The 19,842-nt window shown below is 59.1% G+C and carries 36 protein-coding genes; 13 read left to right on the top strand and 23 right to left on the bottom strand.

What is annotated here, in order from left to right:
* Positions 1-127: 127 nt before the first annotated feature.
* The 20 genes from ACRRNM_RS04130 to ACRRNM_RS04035 form a co-directional block, all read right to left on the bottom strand.
* The gene (locus ACRRNM_RS04130) at positions 128-385 is read right to left on the bottom strand and encodes a hypothetical protein (protein ID WP_435626974.1); all 258 of its coding nucleotides are present in this window, start codon (positions 383-385) and stop codon (positions 128-130) included.
* A 10-nt stretch (positions 386-395) separates the two neighbouring features.
* Complete coding sequence (locus ACRRNM_RS04125; protein WP_435626973.1) at positions 396-800, bottom strand: hypothetical protein; 405 nt, start codon at positions 798-800, stop codon at positions 396-398.
* A complete protein-coding gene (locus ACRRNM_RS04120) occupies positions 800-1,267 on the bottom strand; it encodes a regulatory protein GemA (protein ID WP_435626972.1) in 468 nt (155 codons plus the stop codon). The genes ACRRNM_RS04125 and ACRRNM_RS04120 overlap by 1 nt, the downstream gene beginning before the upstream one ends.
* On the bottom strand, positions 1,267-1,479 hold the full coding sequence (locus tag ACRRNM_RS04115; RefSeq protein ID WP_435626971.1) for a hypothetical protein: 213 nt from the start codon (positions 1,477-1,479) through the stop codon (positions 1,267-1,269). The genes ACRRNM_RS04120 and ACRRNM_RS04115 overlap by 1 nt, the downstream gene beginning before the upstream one ends.
* A 71-nt stretch (positions 1,480-1,550) precedes the next feature.
* Positions 1,551-1,826, bottom strand: a complete 276-nt coding sequence (locus ACRRNM_RS04110) for an HU family DNA-binding protein (RefSeq protein ID WP_435626970.1) — start codon at positions 1,824-1,826, stop codon at positions 1,551-1,553.
* A 67-nt stretch (positions 1,827-1,893) separates the two neighbouring features.
* Positions 1,894-2,166: a hypothetical protein gene (locus ACRRNM_RS04105; RefSeq protein WP_435626969.1), complete on the bottom strand. Its 273-nt coding sequence runs from the start codon at positions 2,164-2,166 to the stop codon at positions 1,894-1,896.
* Complete coding sequence (locus tag ACRRNM_RS04100) at positions 2,163-2,453, bottom strand: hypothetical protein (protein ID WP_435626968.1); 291 nt, start codon at positions 2,451-2,453, stop codon at positions 2,163-2,165. Before ACRRNM_RS04100 ends, ACRRNM_RS04105 begins: the two co-directional genes overlap by 4 nt.
* 1 nt (position 2,454) lies before the next feature.
* Entirely contained in the window at positions 2,455-3,075 is a 621-nt protein-coding gene (locus tag ACRRNM_RS04095; protein WP_435626967.1) for a DUF3164 family protein, read from the bottom strand.
* An 18-nt stretch (positions 3,076-3,093) separates the two neighbouring features.
* Complete coding sequence (locus ACRRNM_RS04090; protein WP_435626966.1) at positions 3,094-3,309, bottom strand: hypothetical protein; 216 nt, start codon at positions 3,307-3,309, stop codon at positions 3,094-3,096.
* Between the two features lie 12 nt (positions 3,310-3,321).
* Positions 3,322-3,585, bottom strand: coding sequence for a hypothetical protein (locus ACRRNM_RS04085; protein WP_435626965.1), 264 nt, complete (start codon positions 3,583-3,585; stop codon positions 3,322-3,324).
* Positions 3,575-3,820, bottom strand: a complete 246-nt coding sequence (locus ACRRNM_RS04080) for a hypothetical protein (RefSeq protein ID WP_435626964.1) — start codon at positions 3,818-3,820, stop codon at positions 3,575-3,577. The genes ACRRNM_RS04085 and ACRRNM_RS04080 overlap by 11 nt, the downstream gene beginning before the upstream one ends.
* Positions 3,817-4,014 carry a hypothetical protein gene (locus ACRRNM_RS04075; protein ID WP_435626963.1) on the bottom strand — a complete coding sequence of 66 codons (198 nt, stop codon included), beginning with the start codon at positions 4,012-4,014 and terminating at the stop codon, positions 3,817-3,819. Before ACRRNM_RS04075 ends, ACRRNM_RS04080 begins: the two co-directional genes overlap by 4 nt.
* Positions 4,001-4,342, bottom strand: a complete 342-nt coding sequence (locus ACRRNM_RS04070; RefSeq protein ID WP_435626962.1) for a hypothetical protein — start codon at positions 4,340-4,342, stop codon at positions 4,001-4,003. The genes ACRRNM_RS04075 and ACRRNM_RS04070 overlap by 14 nt, the downstream gene beginning before the upstream one ends.
* Positions 4,339-4,659, bottom strand: a complete 321-nt coding sequence (locus ACRRNM_RS04065) for a hypothetical protein (protein ID WP_435626961.1) — start codon at positions 4,657-4,659, stop codon at positions 4,339-4,341. The genes ACRRNM_RS04070 and ACRRNM_RS04065 overlap by 4 nt, the downstream gene beginning before the upstream one ends.
* Positions 4,660-4,667: 8 nt before the next feature.
* Positions 4,668-5,612: an AAA family ATPase gene (locus tag ACRRNM_RS04060; protein ID WP_435626960.1), complete on the bottom strand. Its 945-nt coding sequence runs from the start codon at positions 5,610-5,612 to the stop codon at positions 4,668-4,670.
* Positions 5,612-7,297, bottom strand: coding sequence for a Mu transposase C-terminal domain-containing protein (locus ACRRNM_RS04055; protein ID WP_435626959.1), 1,686 nt, complete (start codon positions 7,295-7,297; stop codon positions 5,612-5,614). The genes ACRRNM_RS04060 and ACRRNM_RS04055 overlap by 1 nt, the downstream gene beginning before the upstream one ends.
* Positions 7,284-7,670: a hypothetical protein gene (locus ACRRNM_RS04050; protein WP_435626958.1), complete on the bottom strand. Its 387-nt coding sequence runs from the start codon at positions 7,668-7,670 to the stop codon at positions 7,284-7,286. The genes ACRRNM_RS04055 and ACRRNM_RS04050 overlap by 14 nt, the downstream gene beginning before the upstream one ends.
* Complete coding sequence (locus ACRRNM_RS04045; protein WP_435626957.1) at positions 7,667-8,629, bottom strand: hypothetical protein; 963 nt, start codon at positions 8,627-8,629, stop codon at positions 7,667-7,669. Before ACRRNM_RS04045 ends, ACRRNM_RS04050 begins: the two co-directional genes overlap by 4 nt.
* Before the next feature lie 74 nt (positions 8,630-8,703).
* Positions 8,704-8,934 (bottom strand): hypothetical protein, encoded by a 231-nt coding sequence (locus ACRRNM_RS04040; RefSeq protein ID WP_435626956.1) that lies wholly within the window; start codon positions 8,932-8,934, stop codon positions 8,704-8,706.
* A 2-nt stretch (positions 8,935-8,936) separates the two neighbouring features.
* Entirely contained in the window at positions 8,937-9,116 is a 180-nt protein-coding gene (locus tag ACRRNM_RS04035) for a DNA-binding protein (RefSeq protein WP_435626955.1), read from the bottom strand.
* Positions 9,117-9,203: 87 nt separating this feature from the next.
* On the opposite strand from ACRRNM_RS04035, the gene ACRRNM_RS04030 reads away from it, so the two are divergent.
* Genes ACRRNM_RS04030 through ACRRNM_RS04020 form a run of 3 tightly spaced genes read left to right on the top strand, consistent with a single transcriptional unit; the run spans position 9,204 to position 10,912 of the window.
* Entirely contained in the window at positions 9,204-9,569 is a 366-nt protein-coding gene (locus tag ACRRNM_RS04030) for a helix-turn-helix domain-containing protein (protein WP_435626954.1), read from the top strand.
* Positions 9,566-10,342 carry a hypothetical protein gene (locus ACRRNM_RS04025; protein WP_435626953.1) on the top strand — a complete coding sequence of 259 codons (777 nt, stop codon included), beginning with the start codon at positions 9,566-9,568 and terminating at the stop codon, positions 10,340-10,342. The genes ACRRNM_RS04030 and ACRRNM_RS04025 overlap by 4 nt, the downstream gene beginning before the upstream one ends.
* An 18-nt stretch (positions 10,343-10,360) precedes the next feature.
* Entirely contained in the window at positions 10,361-10,912 is a 552-nt protein-coding gene (locus ACRRNM_RS04020; RefSeq protein WP_435626952.1) for a hypothetical protein, read from the top strand.
* Positions 10,913-11,034: 122 nt separating this feature from the next.
* Here the strand turns inward: ACRRNM_RS04020 and ACRRNM_RS04015 are convergent, their stop codons facing one another.
* Both ACRRNM_RS04015 and ACRRNM_RS04010 read right to left on the bottom strand, forming a co-directional pair.
* Positions 11,035-11,256, bottom strand: a complete 222-nt coding sequence (locus ACRRNM_RS04015; RefSeq protein WP_435626951.1) for a hypothetical protein — start codon at positions 11,254-11,256, stop codon at positions 11,035-11,037.
* Positions 11,253-11,438, bottom strand: coding sequence for a hypothetical protein (locus ACRRNM_RS04010; protein WP_435626950.1), 186 nt, complete (start codon positions 11,436-11,438; stop codon positions 11,253-11,255). The genes ACRRNM_RS04015 and ACRRNM_RS04010 overlap by 4 nt, the downstream gene beginning before the upstream one ends.
* Positions 11,439-11,572: 134 nt before the next feature.
* Between ACRRNM_RS04010 and ACRRNM_RS04005 the strand changes: the two genes are divergently transcribed.
* The 10 genes from ACRRNM_RS04005 (at position 11,573) to ACRRNM_RS03960 (ending at position 19,396) form a co-directional block, all read left to right on the top strand.
* On the top strand, positions 11,573-12,091 hold the full coding sequence (locus tag ACRRNM_RS04005) for an N-acetylmuramoyl-L-alanine amidase (protein WP_435626949.1): 519 nt from the start codon (positions 11,573-11,575) through the stop codon (positions 12,089-12,091).
* On the top strand, positions 12,088-12,324 hold the full coding sequence (locus tag ACRRNM_RS04000) for a hypothetical protein (protein ID WP_435626948.1): 237 nt from the start codon (positions 12,088-12,090) through the stop codon (positions 12,322-12,324). The genes ACRRNM_RS04005 and ACRRNM_RS04000 overlap by 4 nt, the downstream gene beginning before the upstream one ends.
* The gene (locus ACRRNM_RS03995; RefSeq protein WP_435626947.1) at positions 12,321-12,854 is read left to right on the top strand and encodes a lysis system i-spanin subunit Rz; all 534 of its coding nucleotides are present in this window, start codon (positions 12,321-12,323) and stop codon (positions 12,852-12,854) included. Before ACRRNM_RS04000 ends, ACRRNM_RS03995 begins: the two co-directional genes overlap by 4 nt.
* A complete protein-coding gene (locus ACRRNM_RS03990) occupies positions 12,844-13,248 on the top strand; it encodes a hypothetical protein (protein ID WP_435626946.1) in 405 nt (134 codons plus the stop codon). Before ACRRNM_RS03995 ends, ACRRNM_RS03990 begins: the two co-directional genes overlap by 11 nt.
* A gap of 1 nt (position 13,249) precedes the next feature.
* Positions 13,250-13,744, top strand: a complete 495-nt coding sequence (locus ACRRNM_RS03985; protein ID WP_435626945.1) for a DUF1804 family protein — start codon at positions 13,250-13,252, stop codon at positions 13,742-13,744.
* On the top strand, positions 13,737-15,473 hold the full coding sequence (terL, locus tag ACRRNM_RS03980) for a phage terminase large subunit (protein WP_435626944.1): 1,737 nt from the start codon (positions 13,737-13,739) through the stop codon (positions 15,471-15,473). Before ACRRNM_RS03985 ends, terL begins: the two co-directional genes overlap by 8 nt.
* Positions 15,463-17,031: a DUF935 domain-containing protein gene (locus tag ACRRNM_RS03975; protein ID WP_435626943.1), complete on the top strand. Its 1,569-nt coding sequence runs from the start codon at positions 15,463-15,465 to the stop codon at positions 17,029-17,031. The genes terL and ACRRNM_RS03975 overlap by 11 nt, the downstream gene beginning before the upstream one ends.
* Positions 17,031-17,528: a DNA N-6-adenine-methyltransferase gene (locus ACRRNM_RS03970; RefSeq protein WP_435626942.1), complete on the top strand. Its 498-nt coding sequence runs from the start codon at positions 17,031-17,033 to the stop codon at positions 17,526-17,528. Before ACRRNM_RS03975 ends, ACRRNM_RS03970 begins: the two co-directional genes overlap by 1 nt.
* A complete protein-coding gene (locus tag ACRRNM_RS03965) occupies positions 17,521-18,789 on the top strand; it encodes a PBECR2 nuclease fold domain-containing protein (RefSeq protein ID WP_435626941.1) in 1,269 nt (422 codons plus the stop codon). Before ACRRNM_RS03970 ends, ACRRNM_RS03965 begins: the two co-directional genes overlap by 8 nt.
* A gap of 88 nt (positions 18,790-18,877) precedes the next feature.
* A complete protein-coding gene (locus ACRRNM_RS03960) occupies positions 18,878-19,396 on the top strand; it encodes a phage virion morphogenesis protein (RefSeq protein ID WP_435626940.1) in 519 nt (172 codons plus the stop codon).
* 134 nt (positions 19,397-19,530) lie between these two features.
* On the opposite strand, the gene ACRRNM_RS03955 is transcribed toward ACRRNM_RS03960, so the two are convergent.
* Entirely contained in the window at positions 19,531-19,737 is a 207-nt protein-coding gene (locus ACRRNM_RS03955) for an Arm DNA-binding domain-containing protein (protein ID WP_435626939.1), read from the bottom strand.
* Positions 19,738-19,842: the final 105 nt, after the last annotated feature.

Below are 19,842 nucleotides of genomic sequence, written 5' to 3'. Positions count from 1 at the left end.
TGTTTCCCGCCTGAAGGCGGTTTTTGCGAAACGCGTTTAAACGCGATTTGAGCGGCTCACCCCTGCGGGTGGGGTGATGGGTCGGGCGGTGTGGTGCTCGGGTTTTTTAAATGGGTCTGTGCGGTTTTTAAATGGGGGTTGCGATGATACGCACAGGCTCCAATCCAGTCTCAAAGATCAGATTCAAGATTTCCCGATCTGGAATCTCCTCAGTGACGCCTATGCGATAATATTTTCCAGCCAGGAAAAACTCTCGCCCTTCGTAGAGATATTTTTTCCCGTCAGCTTCCAGGATTACTGACTTGCCTGCCTTGATGCGCAGTTTCTTTCCGTTCCAAGGGCCGCCGATCAGCAGCCATTCCGTAAATCCGTTTCCGTTGCTCATTCGAAGTCTCCTAGAACAGCGCACCCTGACAACCATCATCTTCCTCGCGCCGAATGTTGAGTATCTGGCGGCTTGAAAGGTTGTTTTCACGCGCCTGGGCATTGATGCTGGCATTGTACTTCGTGGTGCGGATGTGCGCATTGCGCACGATCTGAAACAGCTTGTCAGGCTTCGGCATCCACACGCGCCCGGCTGCGTCCATGTGCGGTTCGAGCGTTTCGCGCAGCCTTTCCAGCTCGTCCGGCTCCAGGCCGAGCGAGCTGCAGCGAAACTTCGGGATGTTGACATTCACGCCGCCCTGGGCCACCAGGAAAGCCTTTGCCCGGCCAAAGCCGAGCGCCCGCACCACCGCCGCCAGCACGGGCGGCAGCGAGCGCAGCAGCTCGGGATCGACGGCGGGCCAGTTGGTATTCATCAGCGCCCCAGCCAGCCCTTCATGGCCTCGGTGATCCTCTGGCACTCGTCCACCGAGAGGCTGTCCAGATCGGGCACGTCATGCCCCACCTGGCGCGCGCAGAAGGCCAGCAGCGCACGCCGGTCGGCGTGCTGCACCTTGCCCGCCTTGCCGAGCTTTCCCCACAGGCGCACCACGAAGGCGATGCGCGGCGGCACCGAACGTTTTTCCGTTCGCCCTGAGCCTGTCGAAGCGGGGTTGAACACGCGCTTGTTGCGCGGCCAGCCCCGGCGCTCGTAGTCTTCCAGCACAGCGCCGAGCTGCGGCACGTTCATGCTGCTGGCGGATATGCGCCCCTCGATCTCGACCGCACCGTGGCGCTGCAGCAGATCGCGGTGGCTATCGTCGCTCCAGCCCGGCAGATTCGCCATTGCCCAACCCTTGGCGATGCCGACGAGCTGGCGGTAGTGTTTGATCAGTTTGGTCATCACCAGTCCCATCCCAAGTTATATTCGCGCGCCTTTTCGCGCAGTAATGGGCATGTATCCATAGCGCACCAGTTGCCATTTCTGTCGTCAGCGTCTTGATGAGTACACTGGAGACTGTCGTGGTCTTCTTTGATGCCGTGGTAGTCACCACATAATTCGCGCATTTCGTCGAACGCAATTACAACCTTCTCTGCTGGGTGTTCTTTCTGCATGTCATTCTCCGTAGCTATGCGTTAAACCGCCTCCCGCAGCCCTCTATCTATAACGGGCTGCAGGCGATGGTTTAGCTGTTCACCGCATCCTTGAGCGCCTTAGCAGCACTGAACTTGGGCACGTTCTTGGCCGGGATGTCGATCTCGGCCCTGGTGGAAGGGTTGCGCCCCTTGCGCGCTTCCTTGTGCTCGACGTGCAGCTTGCCGAGGCCGGGCAGGGTCACTTCGCCGCCGTTCTTCAGCTCATGCATTACCGCCAAACCGAGATGGTTCAACACCTGGTCGATGTTTTTCTTGCTCTGGTCGGTGCCTGCTGCGATTGCGTCAATCAGTTCTTGCTTAGTCATTCCTTGCTCCTTTGGGTAGATGGTCAATGTGAAACATGGGCGGGTGATGCGAACCACGGCGCGCCCTTTAGCCGTGGCCCTGTTTTTTGAACATGCGCACCATCCACGGGTGCAAGTGCATGCTGGCCAGGATGCCCAGCGGCCCGCCGGTAAGGTAGGCGGCAACGTCCAGCCAGCCGGTGGGGCCGGGCATGATCTTGAGGATGAACAGGTTGGCGGCACCGATGCCGAAGCTAGTCAGCACCGCCGCCGTCTTGTGTCCGCCGTTCACGTTGAGGCTTTGCAGCCCGAGGAACGGCACCACGGCGAAGGTGGCGGTGAAAATGAAGAGGGCGCTCATACAGTCAAAGTCCCACGCTGTTTGGCGTATTCCATGAAGTGTTCCATCTTGGCTTTTTTTGCCTCGATTTCACGGAAGCTGTTCTGTCTTGGAAGCAAGCCTTCCTCTTCCAGCATCTTAACCAGCGCAATCACGTCGTTTATCTCGGCCGAAATGTATTGGGCGTTTGTAAGCGTGTGATTCGGCCTCTTGTCATCGAGACCGAAGCGCAGCGCTTTGGAGCACGCCTGTGCAACCTCCGCACACTCTTCAGCAAGGCAGGTCAGCAAGTACTCTTTACGATTCATCTCACACCGCCGCCACATCAAGCGAGATCGGGCGGTATTCGTCCGTTCCCTCGATGCGCTCGTAGAAGCGCACGTATTCCTTGCTGCCGACCACCTGGAGGCTTTCGCCGATGGCGAGCATGGCCTTCTGCCACTTCTCGTCGCGGATGTCGAGGCGGCGCAGGCCGAGCACGCGGCCGGTGTTGATCTTGCCTTCCTTGTCGGTCTGGAAGGCGTCCTGCACCAGCACCTTGATTTCGTCGCGGCTGCCCTTCGCCCATTCGGTGATGCATTCGTCGATCAGGTGTTTGGCCGCCTGCAGGCGCTCGTCGAACACCATGTGCTCGGCGATGGCGACCTGCACCTTGAATGCGCCGTCGAAGCTGTACAGCGTGAGGTTGCCTTTCTTGCCGCCCATCGCGACGTTGTATTCCTTGGCGGAGTAGTCCACGAATGCATTGATGTTGTGCATCACATTCACTTTGAATTCGCGCAGGATTTCCTGCACCGCCTTGGCCTGATCGGCGATCACGCGCACTAGTTCGTCGCGCTTGAGATCGACCGGCTTGATCATGGTCTCGGGGATCAGGCAGCCCCTTGCGTCCTTGCGGTAGCCTGCTGGTATGGTTTGGGTGGTGCTCATCGTGCTCTCCTTTGGTCGTTAAAAAAGTTTTCTTGTCCTGCTATGCCACTTGTCGCGGAACTCCATGTATCCCGGCGTTTGCCTGTCTTCCTGCGGCAACGGCGGCGGCGCGGATCGTGCCGTGCGCACAGCGCACGCTACGGGTTGCCGCGCCCGCGCTTCCGCCATTGCGCGCGGCATTCCGGCGTCGAATTCCAGGATCGCGGCTCGTTCCTCGAAGGCTTCCTTGTCCATGCGCCGCCCCGTTCATGCCGATACGCTCCTGCCCGTCCTGCCGTAGCTGTGCGGCGCGGGCACCCTGCCCACCAGCCACCACACGCTGGTTTCCTTGCGCTTCTTGACGGTCAGGCAGCAATTAACCTCGCGCTCGCGGCTGCGGTACATTTCCAGCAGCGCGGCCTGCACGCTGGCGACGCTGCCGAGCTTGTAGAGCGCGGACACGTCCACCGGCTTCTGGCTGCTCGACCCGGCCAGGGCGGCGCGGATGGCGGTTTTCAGGTCATCGGCCATTGCAGACCTTCCGGACGTTGAGCAGGAAATCGACGTTAGCCATCGTCTCCGCCTCCAGCGAGTTGACATCGTTGATGTCGATCTCACCTGCCGTGAACAGGCCGATCAGGTAGCCATGCACCATGCCGATGGCGCGGTGCATTTCCTCGGCGTTGTTGTCGCTGATGGCGGCTGCAATCTTTTTGCGCAGGCCGGTGAGCGCTTCGTACTGCTGCAAGTTGATAACGAGGCTCATAGCGCCGCTCCAGCGATCATCCGGTGCATTTCATCCTTGCGGAAACAGACCAGTCTTTCTGCTGTGTTGTGCATCAGCACAACCAGGTGCAGCAATGCTGCCTGATCCTCGTCCGGCCATTCACACCGTGTGTTGTCCAGCACGAAGGCCGCGCCAGCGAGTTTTTTTGCCACCTCGAATTTATTGGCCTGCATGGTTCGCCTCGCTTTTTTCCCACTCAACCATGCAATCGAATCGCACCACATAGCGGTAGCGGCGCCCCCCGCGCGGCGTGCGCTCGTAGGCCTCCGCCGCGCCTTCGAGGCGGTTGCACAGCGGGCTATGCTTGATGACGACGCGCGGCTGCCGCAGGCCACCGGCTACCTCAACCACCTCGTACCCGCTTATGCGCAGCCAGCGCGTGCACTGTTGCACCTTGGCGGCGATCTGGCGGCGCAACTCCGCGTTGTAGACGCGGCGCGGTGCCTGGTTGAACCGGGCGATGGGTTCGGCTTGCATTGCTTTCATTACTGCCATATTCATGATGGTTTTCCCTTCCTGATCTTGCAGGTCAATTCACGGCCGTCCACATCGAACCGGCCCCCGTTAAGACAATCGACAAACTGCGCGACATCGGCCTTGAGCGCGGCGTTCTCCTGCGCCAGTTGGTCGATCCGCCGCTCGTAGCCCTCCACAAACCCGGCGGCGTTTCCGATGGCGAAGATCAACCCGACAACCAGCACCGCCCCATAGACCGCCCATAACAGCGGCGCGGTGCGTTCTTCCAGTTCCTTGATGGCCGCGAGTTCGGCGTCCTGTTGCTGTTGCGCCTTGATGCGCGATGCGTGATCGGCTGTCATCTCGCCCCCTACGCCAACGATTGCAGGCACAGCGCCTGCTTGGCCACGGCGTCTACCAGCTTCACGTCCAGCGGGCGGTTCTTGCGGAATTCCTTGATTCCCGCGATCAGCCCCTCCACCAGCATGCGGGCGCTGCCTTGGCAGTACTGGTAGAGCCGCTGCACTACGTCATCCGGCACGTCCTCGGTGCCGAAGCCGGACTGCACCAGGGCGGCTGCGTCCTCTTGGGTGATGTGGCGCACCGTCTCGGGCCAGAACCCGGCACGGCTGCGTATCTGGTCGAACTGGCCGTGCTCCGGCTTGATGATGCTGTGCAGGCGCTCCGTGCCGCACAGCAGGATGCCGACGTTGGCAAGGTCGCGCAGCCGCCGCAGGGTGTGCAGTTGAGCCGGGGTGAGGGTCTCGGCCTCGTCCACGATCAGCAGGCTGTCGGTGTTGCGCAGCGCATCCACCACGATGCGGAACCTGTCGTCTATGCTGCCCTTGCCGTCGTATCCGGCCACCACGCGCGCGAGCTGCTTGACCATGCTGGCGCGCGTCATGGTAGGCGTGGCCTCGATCAGGTGGGTGTTGCTGTGCGTGGCTGCATAGCGCTTGATGCCGAAGGTCTTGCCGGTGCCCACGAAGCCGGTGAGCACGGCGAAGTTGCGGTAGCGCCGCGCCATCGCGCAACTGGTCTGCGCGAGCTTGAACACGCTGGTTTCCACCGGCGCGATTGAGTCGGTGCTGGCTTCGTCGGCATGGCGCATCGCCGATTCGAGCGCGGCGAGCTGCTTGCTCGGGCTGGTGATGTACACGCCGTTCAGTATCTGGTTGAGCGTGCTTGCGGCCACGCGCGACAGCCTGGCCAGCGCGGCCTGCTTGTAGTTGCGATCCTCCATCCACTTCAGGATGCGTTCGATTGCGGCGATGTCGGCTTGCGTGTAGTGCTGCGGGTAGGTCTTTTCGGTCATTACAGGGTCTCCTCGTTATCAAGGGTTAGGTCAAGCAACAGTGTTTCTTCGTCTTCAACTTCGATCCGGCTTACTTCTCCCGGCAGTGCTTGCATTGCGCCGACGGCCACGGCCTCGGCGTCGAACACGCGGCCGGCGCGGGCCTTCTGCTCGGTGATCTTCTTCTCCAAGCGCTTGATGGCGTCTTCGGCACGGTTTTTCTTGGCCTCTTCCATGCGCGTCGGCTCGATAGCGTCTATGGCGTTGACCAGATGCGCATCACAAATCCATCTGCCATCAATGGTTCTGACAACCGCGATGCTGTTGTTCATCAGGTCGTATTCGAGCAGCAACGGTTGGCCGTTGAAGGCGTGCAATTCCGGGTGCATGTAGATGCGCTTCTGGTGCTTTATTTGGGCGCGCCGCACCTTGAGCGTTACGGCACGGCGCTTGAGTTCCAGCACGCTGGCATGCGGCGGGATCGGTATGAGCCCCGCCCACACCTGAGCGCGCGTCACATCCTTGTCCTCGGGGTGGGGGCGGGCGTGATAGCGCTCCAGCCAGGCGTTGAACGCCGCCGCGAATTCGGCCAGTGATGGCGGTATCAAGCGGCCCGCCTTGATTTCGCGCGCGGTGTGGTCGAGCGCCTCCTTGGCCATGTCCGGCCCGCAGTAGAACTGCGGCATCCAGAGCTTGAGAAAGTCGTCGCGGACGATGCGGAAGAAGCGCTCAACCCAGCCCTTGCCGTGCGGGTTGCCGGGTATGGCATGGATGATCTGCTGCACGCCGGCGCGGGAATAGAATCCGGTGAGTTCGTCGCTCATCAGCTTGTTCTTGTGGCCGCTGCCGTTGTCCACGTAGATGAACGGCGGCACGTGGCTGTGGCGCGCGAAGCACTCGGCCCACATGTTCTGCACGGCATAGGTGCCTTCGTGTTCGTCTGCGCGCCAGCCCACGCAGTAGCGGCTGCGCATATCTATCGCCACGGTCAGCTCGGGCCGCCAGATGTCGCCAGTGAGCGGGTGCGCAAGGTACACGTCGGCGCGGTAGCCGTCGGCCACGTACACGTCGCCGGGCAGGGCGTTCTCGGTGCTGCGCCTGATGAAGGCTTTCTCGGTGAGGCGGTAGAGGTTCTTGCCGATGCGGGCCGGGCTGTTTCTTCCAATCATGGCGGGGACTCCTGTCAGGTAGTTTCGGATTTGGTCGTAGGTCACGGCAAAGCCGTCCACTTCGGTGAGGCGGCGATATACGGCGGACATGTCCGGCTTGCCGGGTTGGTTGAAGTACTCCAGGGCTGGCCCCCACCATCCGGCGGCCTCGACCACGCGGCCCTTGTGATCCGGCAAGAGGGCCGTGATACCGCCCTCGCGGTAGGCTTTGCACCATTCCTTGATGGCCTTGTCGCTTGGGTATTTGCGGCTGCCCACGGCTGTTTCGCACAGGGCTCTGGCGTAATGCCCTGGCAGGCTCCCATCGGCGGCGCAGAGCAGCAGGTTTGCGACGGCGTTGTTTTGCGAGACGCCGCTTTCTGTCAGCCCGCGCACGTAAAGCACCACCGTTTCACGGTGTATCGCGCGTTGCCTGGCCGTCTCGGTGGATTCCTTCCACGGGTCGCGCTGGCGCAGCGCCAGCACCTTTGCGGTTGGCAGTACGACGGGAGCACCACCCTGGATAGGGGTAACCATATGCGGCTTAGGCAGCGCCATGGCGCACCACGCTGTGATATACGTCTGACACGCTGCGCCCATCGAGCGCAACCACATAGGCCCCATCCATGCCGACCGCTTCTGCCATATTCAGATCGCCAATCAGGAGGGTAATTAGCCGACAAACGGCCTCCGGTGAAATCCAATGACCATTCAAGCAACCAAGCCACACCTCGCAGTCATCGCTACCGAACACATGCAGGCGCGGCCCTGCGGAATAGTTTTCAGGTAGCTCATAGCCAGCCTGTTCATCGGCCAGCTCTTCTTCGAGCAACGCGTTGCAGGCGAGTACATTCCCGGAGCGAAGCGACTCTTTGGCCTGCCACTCGCGGATGATCCACAGATCGCACTCAACATCAGGGTGGCCGTTCATGCTTCACCGCCTTTCGGCTTGGCCTTTGGTGGACGGCCAGGCTTGCGCGGCTGCTCGGCGGCGCGCTCTTGTTGCCGGACAACCTTACGGCCTTCAAATGAGCTTTGAATTTCCTGCCCGATACGACGCCATTCGGCGGCTTCCTCCGGCGTGAGGTAATGCTGGCTTTGCAGCCTGTCCGGCAGCGCATCGGGGGCTTGCTCTTTCAATAAGGCAACTGCATCTGCCGCCCGCGCCAGCACGGCATTGGCGGCAATCCAGATATGCTCAACGCGCAGCCGCGCCTCGACCGAGCCGTCGTAGCCGAGCGCCGCGCGCTCGAACAACGCAAGCAGTCCATCAATCGGCAGCTCGGCCTCGCGCTGGAGCGCCATCACCTCGGCACGCACTTCCTCGGTGAATGGGGTGAACTGGGTGATACGGTTTTTCTTGAGCAGGTCTGCGGCCTTCCTTTCTGCGTTGTTGGCCCGGATGGCTTCGTTGTTCTTCGCGTGCCCCAGCTCGGTTATGCGCTGACGCAGGCCGCGAACGCTCAAGGACTCCAGCTCGCCCTCGGGATCGTCCAGGATGTCCTCGATGACCTCTTGATCCGCATCGGCGAGCAGCATCAGCTTCGACTTGCTCATCCCGACCAACTGCGCGCGCCGTTCCGGCGGCGTGGCGGTGTAGAAGCGCGCCATGCGCATCAATTCAGACGCGCGCTGTTGCGCAAGGCCGCGCGCTTCGACATGCTTGATGAATTCTCCGTGCGGAATGTCTGCCCTCGCTTTGAGCAACAGGTATCCGGCTTCCAGCGCCAGCCTCAAAGCGGAGTTTTGTGCAGAAATCGCACGGCTGATGCAATCATCTGCCGTCCCGGCAAGCACGATTCCCAGCGATTGCGCGGCCTCAACATCCAGCTCTGTCAGTTCAAACAACCGAACGTCCGGTGATTTTGAATTTCCATCAACTTTCTTCATGTTCTCTCCCGTCTGGTGGAAGCGCTGGCGTTCTGGCTGTCTTGCTGCTCTGACGCTCTGGCTCCCGTTGATCTTTAGTGCACTTCCTCTACTTCAAGAATTGATTCCCGCTTAAGGCGATCCACAAAGCCTTTTTGTATACGCACGACTTTCCAGTCCCTCGTCCAAAAATGCTCGCATCGGAAAAAACTTAATGGATAAAAATGGATACCCGGTGCATCGGCGGCAGGCTTTTTAATTCGCACACGAACCGCAATCATCTTTGCTGCGCGCCCTTTAAACACGTAGGGAGGGAGGACGTTCATCTTTAGGCCGCTTTCTTGAGACCGAGCGCCACGGCAGCGCGGTGGGCTTCGCCGTAACGACCTTTGTTGGTGCCGTTAAGCACGGCCAGAAGCGTCTTGTAGTTCAGACCGTTTTGTTTGGAGAACTCAAGCGCGGTGATGCCCTGTTGTGCCAATTTCTCTTTGGCGAGTTGCGGTGTCATAATCGGACCTCCTATGGTTGAGTATTGAATACAACTGAACTGCAGTCCATAAATATGGACTGTGTCAACATTTATTTGAGGCGATATATGAGTGGATTTGATGAGCAGTTGCTACGACTAAAAAAGGCAACTGGCATATTGGAAGATCAGGGAATCGCGTCATTATTGGGTTTGACGAAGTCTGCTTTTTCGGAGCGAAAAAAACGCGGAAGCTTCCCGATAAAGGAGGTATTCGCCTTGGCTCACCAAAGGCCAGAACTTGGCCTAGACCCTGACTTAATCGTTACAGGCTCAAGCGTAAGAATGGAGACTGCCAGCACTGACGAAGCTAGCGTATTGCAGTGCTACCAGATGATGAATGCAGCAGACCGCAAGCGATACCTGCAAATCGGCCTACTGTGGTCAGGTACGTTAGAGTTACAGCTACCCGCCTCGCGACCAGGTAAGAAATGAGCAAGGGGCCAAATGTCGCGGGGGGTATCGGCGCAGTTTTCGCCGGGATCATTCTTGTCGTCATCTATCCCTTCGTCTGGTTGTACGAGCAGGTCGGTGGCAAGCTCTTCTTCGCCATCGTGATCGGAATTCCGGCTGCCATTTTTGCCTACAAAAACTGGAAGAAGACGCAGAAAGAATCCATTCCAGCAGAATCTGCAGCGGAACAATCCGCCAGAAAGGCGAGCGAAGCCGAAGAGTTCCACGCCCAAAACCTCCGAATCATTCAAGAGCGCGAACGGCAGGCGCAGCGGGAATACTTCCTGAAAAAACACCACGAGAAGGAACAACGAAAAGCATCCGGAAACGCTGCTGTAAGACGGAATAAGGATGTCGGTATAACCTACGCCACCGGGCGTAGCTACAGCGATCAGCATCATGATCTCTGCGCTGACATAGAAACCGCTTGGGCGCGCGGTGACTATGACTGGGCGCGCCAGCAATTGCAGAAAATCGCTTATGGCATGGTCGGCGATTCTGTCACCGATGCGCAGCGGAAAAGCTTCACGCGTTTAATGACCGACTTTGCCAGGGAAGACCCACTCTACCAAGAGGTGATGGCAAGGGTGATCCCCTTGGTGCAGGCCAACCCCGGCATGCTGCAGAGCCAAATTTACAAGGGGCAGCCAGACCACATCAAGGAACAGATGCGCTACGTGCTTTACTTCGCCAATGAACTCGGCCACATCAAGCGCATCAAGAAAGGCAACAGTTACAAGCTGCTGCCGCCATAACTAGGGAAGGTATCCGAAATGACCACAGACAACAAAGACCCGCTCGGTATTGGCCATTGGCCACGCTGGAAACAGATTGCTGTTTTCTTTCTCGCCATGTCAACTTTGTTTGCGGTGTTTAGCTGGATCGCTCAGGCTTATGGATCATTAAAGGCTAATGATCGACCGGAACCGCCGACATTTGTTGCAACGGGGAACAAGCCGAGCGCGGATGTCGCTATCGACTTCATGGTGAAGTACAGCGCTACCGCTCAAGCTGCGATTGAACGAACCCCTTACGGAATAAGTGATTCGGCAAAGCAAATCATCAAGGCGCAGAAGCAATACAAGGACGACGGTGATTATTTAATTCGCTGGGCGGATGCCGGGAATAATTTATTTAGCGCCGCAGATATTCAGGTGTGCAAAGTGTTCGTTGCTGCCGTATTCTCAGCCTGGAAAACGGCATACCCGCTGAACGGGCCGGTAAGCGATGCTGAAATGAACCTGAAAAAACAGATTTCCGCATATTCAAATGAAACTGCGGAGCAGTGTAAGAATCACCTGCGTATGCCTGGGTACGGGAAATGAAAGAATCTACCCAGCAATGATTCAAGCTCTGCTTTATCTTGGCGCATTCACCACTGGCCTTGCGCTCGGCGTCCCATTGGTCCGCTGGTATTTCGAGCGCAGCGCAGAGGGCGTTCGTGTGCTTACTGCTTGCGAGATTCTGGCAACGGATGGACGGGGCGATAGTATTCACACCCGTCAGCTCCGAGGCAGGGTATTTGCCGTCGAATTTCCGCTGCTGCGGTCTCGCGGCAAATGTCGCAAGATTGGTCCCCGCTGCGTCCTGCTTTAATTGGCCTGAGCTGATACGCCGCCCAAACCCCTGTAGCCAATCCCAGAATAAATGCTGCGATGATTTCCATCATGCGCCCTCCTGAATTCGCGCGACCAGGCACCGCAATGATCTACATGCTGCACGGGATGAAACTCCCTTACCCTGTAAAACCTCGATCTGCTGACGGATTTCCTCAGCCTGGTGCACCGGTATCGCGCTGGCTGCATTGAACGCCTTTTCGTGCTGGTTTTGAAGTTGATTTGACCAGTCCATGATGTGCCTCCTGTGTTGAGGCGCACATTCCACCACTCTCTTCTTCAATACTTCACTCGGGAAATGTTTCCCGCCTAATCACCCCTCTCGCGCCCGCGTAACCTTCGGCCATCAATCGACCGAGGGTTTGCGGCATGGCGCGCAATATCGACACTATCATCATCCACTGTTCCGATTCGCCGAACGGCAGGACGCTTTTCACCGGCAAGCCCGGCGAGAAAGGCTTCACCACGCCCGTGCAGGAGATCGACAACTGGCACCGCGAGCGCGGCTTCAAGCGTCACCCTGAATGGCGCGCGCGGTTCAACCCGGAGCTAACCAGCATCGGCTATCACTTCGTTGTCTACGCGCGCGGCGCGGTGGCGACCGGCCGCCATCAGGGAGAGGTTGGCGCGCACTGTCGCGGATACAACGCCGCCAGCCTCGGCATCTGCATGATCGGGCGCGATCAATTCACCATTGAGCAGTGGAACGCCCTGAAACAACTGGTCGAAGGCTTGCAGAAGCAGTATCCGCAGGCCCGCGTGACCGCGCACCGCGACCTGAATAAAGACAAGACCTGCCCCAACTTCGACGTGGCCGAATGGCTGAAACAAGGCCTCCTGCCGCTCGCCAACCGCCTTTACAACCCCGAACCCGGAGCCGTCGCATGACCAGCACCAATACGCCCGCACAGCCCAAGCCCTGGTGGCAATCAAAGACCCTGTGGCTGAACCTGATCGCCGCCGCGCTGATCGCGCTTGAGGCGCAGTTCACGCTCTTGCAGCCCTATTTGCCGGGCAATGTGTACGCGTGGTTTGCGGTGATGCTCACCGTATTCAACGCCGTACTGCGCGTGATCACCGCCGCGCCTCTTGCCTTCGGCCCCGGAGGTAAAGCGGAATGACGCCCTCGATCAAGTCCGCATTCGTGGCGGCTGCGCTGCTGCTGGCGGTGGCGCTTGCCTACGCCTACGGCCAGCATCAGTTCGGCTTGGGCGAGCAGGCGGAGCGCGCGGTGTGGCTCAAGCGCGAGAACGCCGAACTGGCGGCGGCCAATGCCAACATCAAGGCGCTCGAAGAAAAATACCGGCAGCAGGAGCAGGACGCAGCCGACGCCATCGCCGTTATCTCGTTCAAATACCAGGAGGACTTGAAGCATGTCAAATATGAAAAAGATCGCGTTATTGCTGGCCTGCGTGGCGGCGCTTTCCGGTTGCGCGTCCCCGTTGCCGCCACCAGCGCAGCCTGTGGAGATTCAGCCCCCGAAGCTGCCCCCGCCACCGGCGGACGTGATGGTGGAGCGCGAGCCGAACTTTCTGTCGAGGCTTCTGAATTTCTTGTCGGACTCGCCTCCGACGCCGACGAGGTAGTCAAGCAGCTTGGCCGGTGCCAGGAGGTCGTTAAAACGTATCGAAGGGATTGCAATGGGCGATAACAACAACGAAGTAAACAACGCCCAGGTGATGCACAGCCTCGGCCAGCTCACCGGTGCGGTGCATGCGATGCAGCAGGGGCTGACGGCTCGTATCGAGGACATCAGGTCTGACATCCGCCGGGCCGAGGAGGCGCAGAGCGACCGTATGGATCGCATTGAGGACAGCCTCGGCCAGCGCATCGAAAACGTCGAGGCAAACGTCGGCCAGCGCATCACCGACCTCAGCGAAACGATCAACCAGCGCATCGACGGCCTCGGTGGCCGCGTCACCAACCTCGAAGCCGAGGACAAGAAGATCATCGAGAAGGTCGCCAAAATGAGCGCCCTGGGCGGCGGTGTGGGCGGCGCTCTGGTGACGGCCGTGGTCGAACTCATCAAGCACACCACCAAATAGCATGGCCCATACTCAAGACACGCGCGACAAGGTGCGCCAGCTCTACATCGAGGGCATGCCGCTCAAGGGCGCTGCCATCGCCTGCGGCGTCAGCTACGACACCGCGCGCGAATGGAAGGCGCAGGCCAAGGAAAAAGGCGACGATTGGGACACCGCACGCGCGGCCTACCGCATCAGCGCACAGGGCGTGGACGAACTCAACCAGCAGCTCGTCGAGGACTTCGCACGCCAGGTGATCACCACCACGCGCGAGCTTGAACAGGCCAAGATACCGGCCGCTCAAAAAGCACAACTGCTCGCCCAACTGGCCGACGCCTACGCCAAGTTCAGCAAGGCGTTCGCGCGCATCAACCCGGAATTCTCCGGGCTGTCGGTGGCGCTGGATACCCTCAAGACCATCGCCGACCATCTGCGCATGAAAGACCCGGCTGCTTTGAAGGCGCTTCAACCGCACTTTGAAGACGTGGGCGCGATCCTGGGCAAGAGGTATGGCTAACGATCTCGACATCAAGGAAATCCGCAACTGGCGCGAGTTCGAGATCGAGCTGGCGAAGCTGGGCGAGGACATCCGCAACCAGATTGAGCTGGAGTGCGGGGCGTTTCTGACCGACCCGGACGCCAGCCTTGCCCGGCGCATGCGCGCCATCGTGGACTACAAGTATTTCTGCGAGACCTACTTCCCGCACTACGTCCCGACGCCGCATTTCTCGAAGTTTCAGCAGTTCGTTTTCAAGCGCCTGCCTGAGGTGATCGACGGCCCTACCGACGGCCGCGAGGTGCACGAAGCGCCGCGCGGCGAGGCAAAGTCCACCTACGAGACGCAGCTAGGCACCTTGTGGTGCATCTGCCGGGCGCAGTTCATCGCGGAGCTGGGTCTGCCTGCCAAGGCGCGCAAGCACATGATCGTGATCGTGATGAACACGGAAGAGCAGGCCGCCGAAATGCTGGAATCCATCAAGGCCGAGCTGGATACCAACCCGCGTTTGGCGATGGACTTCCCGGATGCGACCGGGCGCGGGCGCGTGTGGCAAGCCACTACGGCCATCACGGCCAACAATATCAAGATTCGCATTGGCGGTACCGGAAAGAAGCTGCGCGGCATGAAGCACGGGCCTCACCGTCCCGACCTGGTGTTCCTTGACGATCTGGAAAACGATGAAAACGTGCGCCAGAAGGCGCAGCGCGACAAGGACGAAAAGTTCGTCCTCTCCGCCGTGCTCGGACTTGCTGGCCCGGCTGGCGGGATGGACGTGTTCTGGGACGGAACCAGCCTGCACTACGACGCCGCGATCAACCGCGTTTCTCGCAAGCCTGGCTGGCGGCGGCGCATCTTCAAATCCATCATGCAGTGGCCCGACCGCATGGACTTGTGGGACAAGTGGGAAGGCATCTATACCGGCGGCGGAGACGATGACGGCGCACGCGAGGCCGCAGAGGCCGAGGCGCTGGCCTTCTATCAGGCGAACAAGGCGGCGATGGACGCCGGTGCCGTGGTGTCATGGCCCGAGGTGCGCCCGCTGTACCGCCTGATGTGCATGCGCGCGACCGATCACGATGCGTTCAACCAGGAGCAGCAGAACGAGGCCGGGAACGACGATACCGCGCCTTTCAAGAATGTTCAGTTCTGGGTTGACCGGAGGAATGACTGGATTTTCTTCGGGGCTATCGACCCGTCCCTTGGCAAGAGCAACAAGGCGCGCGACCCGTCCGCGATCCTGGTCGGCGGGCTTAACCGCAAGACGATGGTGCTTGATGTAGTGGAGGCGGACGTGTGCCGCCGCGTGCCCGACCTGATAATTGCGCGAGCCATCGACCTGCAGGCCGAATACGGGTGCCTGTCGTGGTCTGTCGAGGCCATTGCGTTCCAGGAATTCCTGTACACCGAACTTATCAAGCGTGCTGGCCAGCGTGGAATCGCTTTCCCGGCCATGCCGGGGCCGACAGGGCGCGACAAGAATTTGGCGATCATGTCATTGCAGCCTCACGTTGCGAACGGCTTGATTCGCTTGCACCGCAGCCAGACCACGCTGATCGAGCAGCTCAAGTTCTACCCCGAGGCAGACCATGACGACGGCCCTGACGCGCTGGAAATGCTGCACAGGATCGCAACGCAGTTTGCCGGGGAATGGGAATACACGTCGGCGGCGCGTTCCAAGAGCGACCGCCGCAGCTACAGCCGCCGCAGTAGCGGCAACAACGAGGACGATTGGGACGATGATGATTAAAACCAGACTGGCAGCGCTTGCAGGCAAGATTCCCTTGGTGAACAAGATCGTGAAGCCAGACACCGAGTTGCAGGCCGGGCCTAGATCGGCGAGCGGCAACGCGCTCAATTACAACTCGGTGCAGACGCTTGACCCGTCTCGCCTGGCCGGCGCGTTCGCGCAGGCAGATCAGGGCTACATCACCGAACAGGCGGCGCTGTATGAGTTGGTCGAGGAGCAAGACCCGCATATCTTCTCGGAGCTATCCAAGCGCCGCCGCGCAGTGACCGGCCTCGGCTGGCAGTTGACGCCGAAGGATGACGCAGACCAGTCCGAGATCGACCGCACCGCCGAACTGACTGACATGCTCAAGGGCATCCCAAAGTTCGAGGATGCGCAATACGACCTGACCGACGCCATCGGCAAGGGCATCTCCCCGCTTGAGATCGATTGGCAGACGGGCAGCCTTTGGTATCCAAAGGCGCTAAATTTCATTCCCCAGCGCATGTTCCAGGTGGACAGCAAGACCGGCAAGCTGATGTACCTGCGGGACGGTATGCCGGAACCGTTGCGTGAGGGCGGCTGGATTGTGCACGAACACCGCGCAAAGAGCGGATATATCGAGCAGGCGGCGCTGTTCCGCGTGCTGGCGTGGACGTATGCCTACAAGGCATACGACATCCGCGACATGCAACGCTTCCTTGAGGTGTACGGGCTGCCGCTGCGCCTGGGTAAATATCCGGCCGGGATCGGTAAAGAGTCACGCGATCAACTGCTGCGCGCAGTGCGCGCCATAGGCAGCGACGGCGCGGGCGTAGTGCCTAACACAATGACCATCGATTTCATCCAGGCGCAAGCGGGCAAGGTTGACGACTTCCTGAATGCCACGGCCTATTGGGAACGCAAGCAGTCGATGGCGATCCTGGGCGGGACGCTGACCAGCCAGGCCGATGGAAAGACTTCGACCAACGCCCTCGGAAAGGTGCATGACAAGGTACGGCGCGAAATCATGCTGCATGACGTGCGCCAGATCGAGCCGACATGGAACAATCAACTGGTGAGGCCTATCGCGCTCATCAACGGCATGTTCGCGCCCGACCGCGTGCCGAAATTCGGCTACCAGACCGAGGAAACCGTTGATCAGGCGAAAATGGGCGATGTGCTTAGCAAGGCCGCAGAAATGGGTATGGAAATCGACGTGGACTATGCCCACAAGATTATGCAGATACCGCGCGCGAAGAAGGATGCGAAGCTGCTCGTTTCCTCGGGCAACAAGCCAGAACCAAGCCCGGCCGATGCTGCTCTGACGCGCCTGGCTGTGCTCGCTGCGCAGCGCCGCGTCGATGCAGGCGTTGACATCACCAGCGCCTACGGCGCACAGCTCGCCGCCCTGTGCGCCCCACACGAACAGGAGCTTATCCAGCAGATCAGCGCCATCGTGGCCGAAGCAGGCAGCTTCGACGATGCGCTGGCCGGGATGGAGGCGCTGACCGCGAACAACCCGCAGTGGGCGGATGATGTGGCGCTGGGCATGGCGGCGGCGGATTTGGCTGGGCGGAACGATGTTGGGGCCGAATAATGAGCGGCATGTTCGGAGAACACCGGGAAATATCAAAACACAAAAGCGTTGAGTGGTACACGCCCGCTTGGGTTTTTGATGAACTCGGCTTGACGTTTGATCTTGACCCAGCAAGCCCTCACGATATGGAAACAGCGGTACCGGCCACTGTTAAATACACGATCTTTGATAACGGACTGAAAAAACCATGGTTCGGAAGGATCTGGATAAATCCACCTTATGGACCTGATACTGGTATGTGGATACGCAGATTGATTCAACACGGCAATGGCATAGCATTGGTATTTAGCCGCACCGATGCCAGTTGGTGCCAAGAGGCCATGAAGCAATCTACCGCCATGCTATTTGTGGCAGGAAGGATTGAATTCGTTCCTGGGCGAGAAAATCAACATAAGAAATCCAGATGTGGCGCGGGTACAGTCCTATTGGCATTTGGCGAAGAATGCGCCAGGGCATTACAGAAACTCAGCGATCGCGGGGTGTTCGTGCATGTCTAAATTTCAATTCGACCAGGCGATTGAGTTCTATCGCAACAAGATCAAGCTGCCGTCCTCAGGCTGGACGGACATCTGGCAGGAGCAGCACAGCCACGCCTTCGTGGTGGCAGGCGCTGCGCACGATGCGCTGGTTGAGGACTTCTACAACGCGATCCAGAAAGCCAAGTGGGAAGGCGGCGGCTACGACGAATTCCGCACCCGCTTCGACGAGATCGTGGCCAAGCACGGCTTGGCGCACAACGGTGCGCCCAGCTGGCGCAGTAAGATCATCTACGACACCAATATCACGCAGGCTTACAACGCTGGGCGATATAAACAACGGATAGCCCTCAAAGAGTTCCGGCCATATGCGCGATATAGACATCACAGCATCGAGCATCCGCGCCTCGAACACAAGGCATGGGATGGCCTGATCCTGCCATCCGACGATCCGTGGTTTGATACCCACGAGCCTCAGAACGGTTGGGGATGTAAGTGCGGAATCGACTCTCTTACATCTACCGAAGCGCAGAAGCTATGGGAAAAGTCCGGAAAATCCGGGCCAGATACCGCGCCGCCGATTGAATGGGAAGAGCGCGTTGTCGGCAAGAACGGCAGCAACCCACGCACGGTTCGCGTTCCGAAAGGCATCGATCCAGGCTTTGCCTACAACCCCGGAAAGGCGTGGCTGGAGCCGCACACCGTCCCGCCGTTGCAGGGATACGACGCCGTGCTGAAGGAGCGCGGCCGCCCGTGGCCGACAACGTTCAAACCGCCAGCGGTACCGAAACCGACGAGCGTACCGAATACCGTCTTGCTCCCGGCAGAAACCGCGCCGGAGGTTGCGGTTGCAGATTTCCTCGACGTATTCGGCGCGAGCATGGAACAAGGCGCGGCCTTTACCGATGCCGCTGGAAGCACGCTGGCGATCACAAAAGCCCTGTTCCAGGACGGCTCGGGTGAGTTCAAATGGCTGTCGAAGGCGGAGAAGACGCATCGCCTGGAATACGTGAACCTGCTGGCCATGACGCTGATCGAGCCGGATGAAATCTGGTGGGTATGGGTGCAGGACACCGTTGACAAGGGAAAATGGCGGCTCAAGCGCCGCTACCTGCGCGCCTTCGAGTTGGATGGAACGAACGAATACGGCGTGGCGGTGTTCGAGTGGGGAAGAACCGGCTGGACGGGCGCGACCGCCTTCATGGGAACGCAGAAAACCGAGGCGGCGCGCGCGGCGTACTTCGACAAACAGCGCATTGGTCGGCTGGTATACAAAAAGTAAACGCGGCCTTTTTAGGGGCCGCGTCTGAGGTCTGGATACTGTGCAGTAGCGCCGAAGCGCAGTCTGACCAAACCACGGGAGTCATGATATGGAATTTTCCTTTGAATTTCAAGTAGGGCATCTTGAGCGCGCCTTGGCCGCCGCCAGACAGGCAATCGAGCAGCCTCACGATCTGCTTGGAAGCATTGGTGAATCGCTACTGCGGGTAAATCGTGACCGGCACAATGCTGGCCTTGATCCAGACGGCTCGAAATGGAAGGAGCTTTCCCCGCTGACCTTGAAAGAACCTCGCAAAGGCGGGCCGTTGCAGAAATCCGGCCGCATGCTGCAAAGCTTCAATTATCAGGTGGATGGTGAAACATTGCGGCTAGGATTTGACGGTGCAACCGAATCGTTGAGGGCTGCGTGGCACAATTCAGGCACCAATCCGTACACCATCAGCCCACGGAAGGCGAAGGCACTCAAATTCGGTGGTATGTATCGGAAGAGGGTAAGGCATCCCGGCCTTCCCCAGCGTCAGCTTGTTGGTTTTCCTGACTCTGACCAAAGGCTGGCCGGTGAAGTTGTTGAAGACTACCTCAGGGTGATATTAAATCGCGTTCGATAACCTATTAAATCGAATTTGAAGTGGGGTAAATACCCTACCTCCCCTGATAATTTCCCTTATATTCTTCCAGAAAATCCCGTATATTTATACCGCAACTGTCCGGGAATCAAGAATTTTGGTATTTCCCGTTTTATCTAGTATTTACGTGGCTTCGTGGGGTGTTTTCTGGTTTTTTCACTATCCGATTTCCCCCACCTCCCTACTTCAATTTCCCCTTTCAAACGGTTTGCATACTTCAGATTGGTCGCTGTCGGCTCGATCCTGAGGGTCGGCCTGTACCGCTTACCGTTCCAGTAGAAAGTGATTTGGATTCCCTTCCCGTGCTGCTTGATCCCACCCATTGTAGATATGCCTCAGTTAAGAAATGTATGCGCCCATCGGGTGCCTTGATGAAATGAATTCCTTCCGCGAAATCCCCGCGCGCGATCTTGGATCGCAAAGCGTCC

The sequence above is a fragment of the Ferrigenium straubiae genome, from assembly GCF_051257895.1.
GTDB lineage: Bacteria > Pseudomonadota > Gammaproteobacteria > Burkholderiales > Gallionellaceae > Gallionella > Gallionella straubiae.
Note: the sequence above shows the minus strand (reverse complement) of the source record. Positions and strands in the feature narration are given on the sequence as shown.

Bases quoted from the DNA above. Each gene is read 5' to 3' on its own strand.
- ACRRNM_RS04130 (WP_435626974.1), bottom strand. From the start codon at position 385: ATGAGCAACGGAAACGGATTTACGGAATGGCTGCTGATCGGCGGCCCT.
- ACRRNM_RS04125 (WP_435626973.1), bottom strand. From the start codon at position 800: ATGAATACCAACTGGCCCGCCGTCGATCCCGAGCTGCTGCGCTCGCTG.
- ACRRNM_RS04120 (WP_435626972.1), bottom strand. From the start codon at position 1,267: ATGACCAAACTGATCAAACACTACCGCCAGCTCGTCGGCATCGCCAAG.
- ACRRNM_RS04115 (WP_435626971.1), bottom strand. From the start codon at position 1,479: ATGCAGAAAGAACACCCAGCAGAGAAGGTTGTAATTGCGTTCGACGAA.
- ACRRNM_RS04110 (WP_435626970.1), bottom strand. From the start codon at position 1,826: ATGACTAAGCAAGAACTGATTGACGCAATCGCAGCAGGCACCGACCAG.
- ACRRNM_RS04105 (WP_435626969.1), bottom strand. From the start codon at position 2,166: ATGAGCGCCCTCTTCATTTTCACCGCCACCTTCGCCGTGGTGCCGTTC.
- ACRRNM_RS04100 (WP_435626968.1), bottom strand. From the start codon at position 2,453: ATGAATCGTAAAGAGTACTTGCTGACCTGCCTTGCTGAAGAGTGTGCG.
- ACRRNM_RS04095 (WP_435626967.1), bottom strand. From the start codon at position 3,075: ATGAGCACCACCCAAACCATACCAGCAGGCTACCGCAAGGACGCAAGG.
- ACRRNM_RS04090 (WP_435626966.1), bottom strand. From the start codon at position 3,309: ATGGACAAGGAAGCCTTCGAGGAACGAGCCGCGATCCTGGAATTCGAC.
- ACRRNM_RS04085 (WP_435626965.1), bottom strand. From the start codon at position 3,585: ATGGCCGATGACCTGAAAACCGCCATCCGCGCCGCCCTGGCCGGGTCG.
- ACRRNM_RS04080 (WP_435626964.1), bottom strand. From the start codon at position 3,820: ATGAGCCTCGTTATCAACTTGCAGCAGTACGAAGCGCTCACCGGCCTG.
- ACRRNM_RS04075 (WP_435626963.1), bottom strand. From the start codon at position 4,014: ATGCAGGCCAATAAATTCGAGGTGGCAAAAAAACTCGCTGGCGCGGCC.
- ACRRNM_RS04070 (WP_435626962.1), bottom strand. From the start codon at position 4,342: ATGAATATGGCAGTAATGAAAGCAATGCAAGCCGAACCCATCGCCCGG.
- ACRRNM_RS04065 (WP_435626961.1), bottom strand. From the start codon at position 4,659: ATGACAGCCGATCACGCATCGCGCATCAAGGCGCAACAGCAACAGGAC.
- ACRRNM_RS04060 (WP_435626960.1), bottom strand. From the start codon at position 5,612: ATGACCGAAAAGACCTACCCGCAGCACTACACGCAAGCCGACATCGCC.
- ACRRNM_RS04055 (WP_435626959.1), bottom strand. From the start codon at position 7,297: ATGGCGCTGCCTAAGCCGCATATGGTTACCCCTATCCAGGGTGGTGCT.
- ACRRNM_RS04050 (WP_435626958.1), bottom strand. From the start codon at position 7,670: ATGAACGGCCACCCTGATGTTGAGTGCGATCTGTGGATCATCCGCGAG.
- ACRRNM_RS04045 (WP_435626957.1), bottom strand. From the start codon at position 8,629: ATGAAGAAAGTTGATGGAAATTCAAAATCACCGGACGTTCGGTTGTTT.
- ACRRNM_RS04040 (WP_435626956.1), bottom strand. From the start codon at position 8,934: ATGAACGTCCTCCCTCCCTACGTGTTTAAAGGGCGCGCAGCAAAGATG.
- ACRRNM_RS04035 (WP_435626955.1), bottom strand. From the start codon at position 9,116: ATGACACCGCAACTCGCCAAAGAGAAATTGGCACAACAGGGCATCACC.
- ACRRNM_RS04030 (WP_435626954.1), top strand. From the start codon at position 9,204: ATGAGTGGATTTGATGAGCAGTTGCTACGACTAAAAAAGGCAACTGGC.
- ACRRNM_RS04025 (WP_435626953.1), top strand. From the start codon at position 9,566: ATGAGCAAGGGGCCAAATGTCGCGGGGGGTATCGGCGCAGTTTTCGCC.
- ACRRNM_RS04020 (WP_435626952.1), top strand. From the start codon at position 10,361: ATGACCACAGACAACAAAGACCCGCTCGGTATTGGCCATTGGCCACGC.
- ACRRNM_RS04015 (WP_435626951.1), bottom strand. From the start codon at position 11,256: ATGATGGAAATCATCGCAGCATTTATTCTGGGATTGGCTACAGGGGTT.
- ACRRNM_RS04010 (WP_435626950.1), bottom strand. From the start codon at position 11,438: ATGGACTGGTCAAATCAACTTCAAAACCAGCACGAAAAGGCGTTCAAT.
- ACRRNM_RS04005 (WP_435626949.1), top strand. From the start codon at position 11,573: ATGGCGCGCAATATCGACACTATCATCATCCACTGTTCCGATTCGCCG.
- ACRRNM_RS04000 (WP_435626948.1), top strand. From the start codon at position 12,088: ATGACCAGCACCAATACGCCCGCACAGCCCAAGCCCTGGTGGCAATCA.
- ACRRNM_RS03995 (WP_435626947.1), top strand. From the start codon at position 12,321: ATGACGCCCTCGATCAAGTCCGCATTCGTGGCGGCTGCGCTGCTGCTG.
- ACRRNM_RS03990 (WP_435626946.1), top strand. From the start codon at position 12,844: ATGGGCGATAACAACAACGAAGTAAACAACGCCCAGGTGATGCACAGC.
- ACRRNM_RS03985 (WP_435626945.1), top strand. From the start codon at position 13,250: ATGGCCCATACTCAAGACACGCGCGACAAGGTGCGCCAGCTCTACATC.
- terL (WP_435626944.1), top strand. From the start codon at position 13,737: ATGGCTAACGATCTCGACATCAAGGAAATCCGCAACTGGCGCGAGTTC.
- ACRRNM_RS03975 (WP_435626943.1), top strand. From the start codon at position 15,463: ATGATGATTAAAACCAGACTGGCAGCGCTTGCAGGCAAGATTCCCTTG.
- ACRRNM_RS03970 (WP_435626942.1), top strand. From the start codon at position 17,031: ATGAGCGGCATGTTCGGAGAACACCGGGAAATATCAAAACACAAAAGC.
- ACRRNM_RS03965 (WP_435626941.1), top strand. From the start codon at position 17,521: ATGTCTAAATTTCAATTCGACCAGGCGATTGAGTTCTATCGCAACAAG.
- ACRRNM_RS03960 (WP_435626940.1), top strand. From the start codon at position 18,878: ATGGAATTTTCCTTTGAATTTCAAGTAGGGCATCTTGAGCGCGCCTTG.
- ACRRNM_RS03955 (WP_435626939.1), bottom strand. From the start codon at position 19,737: ATGGGTGGGATCAAGCAGCACGGGAAGGGAATCCAAATCACTTTCTAC.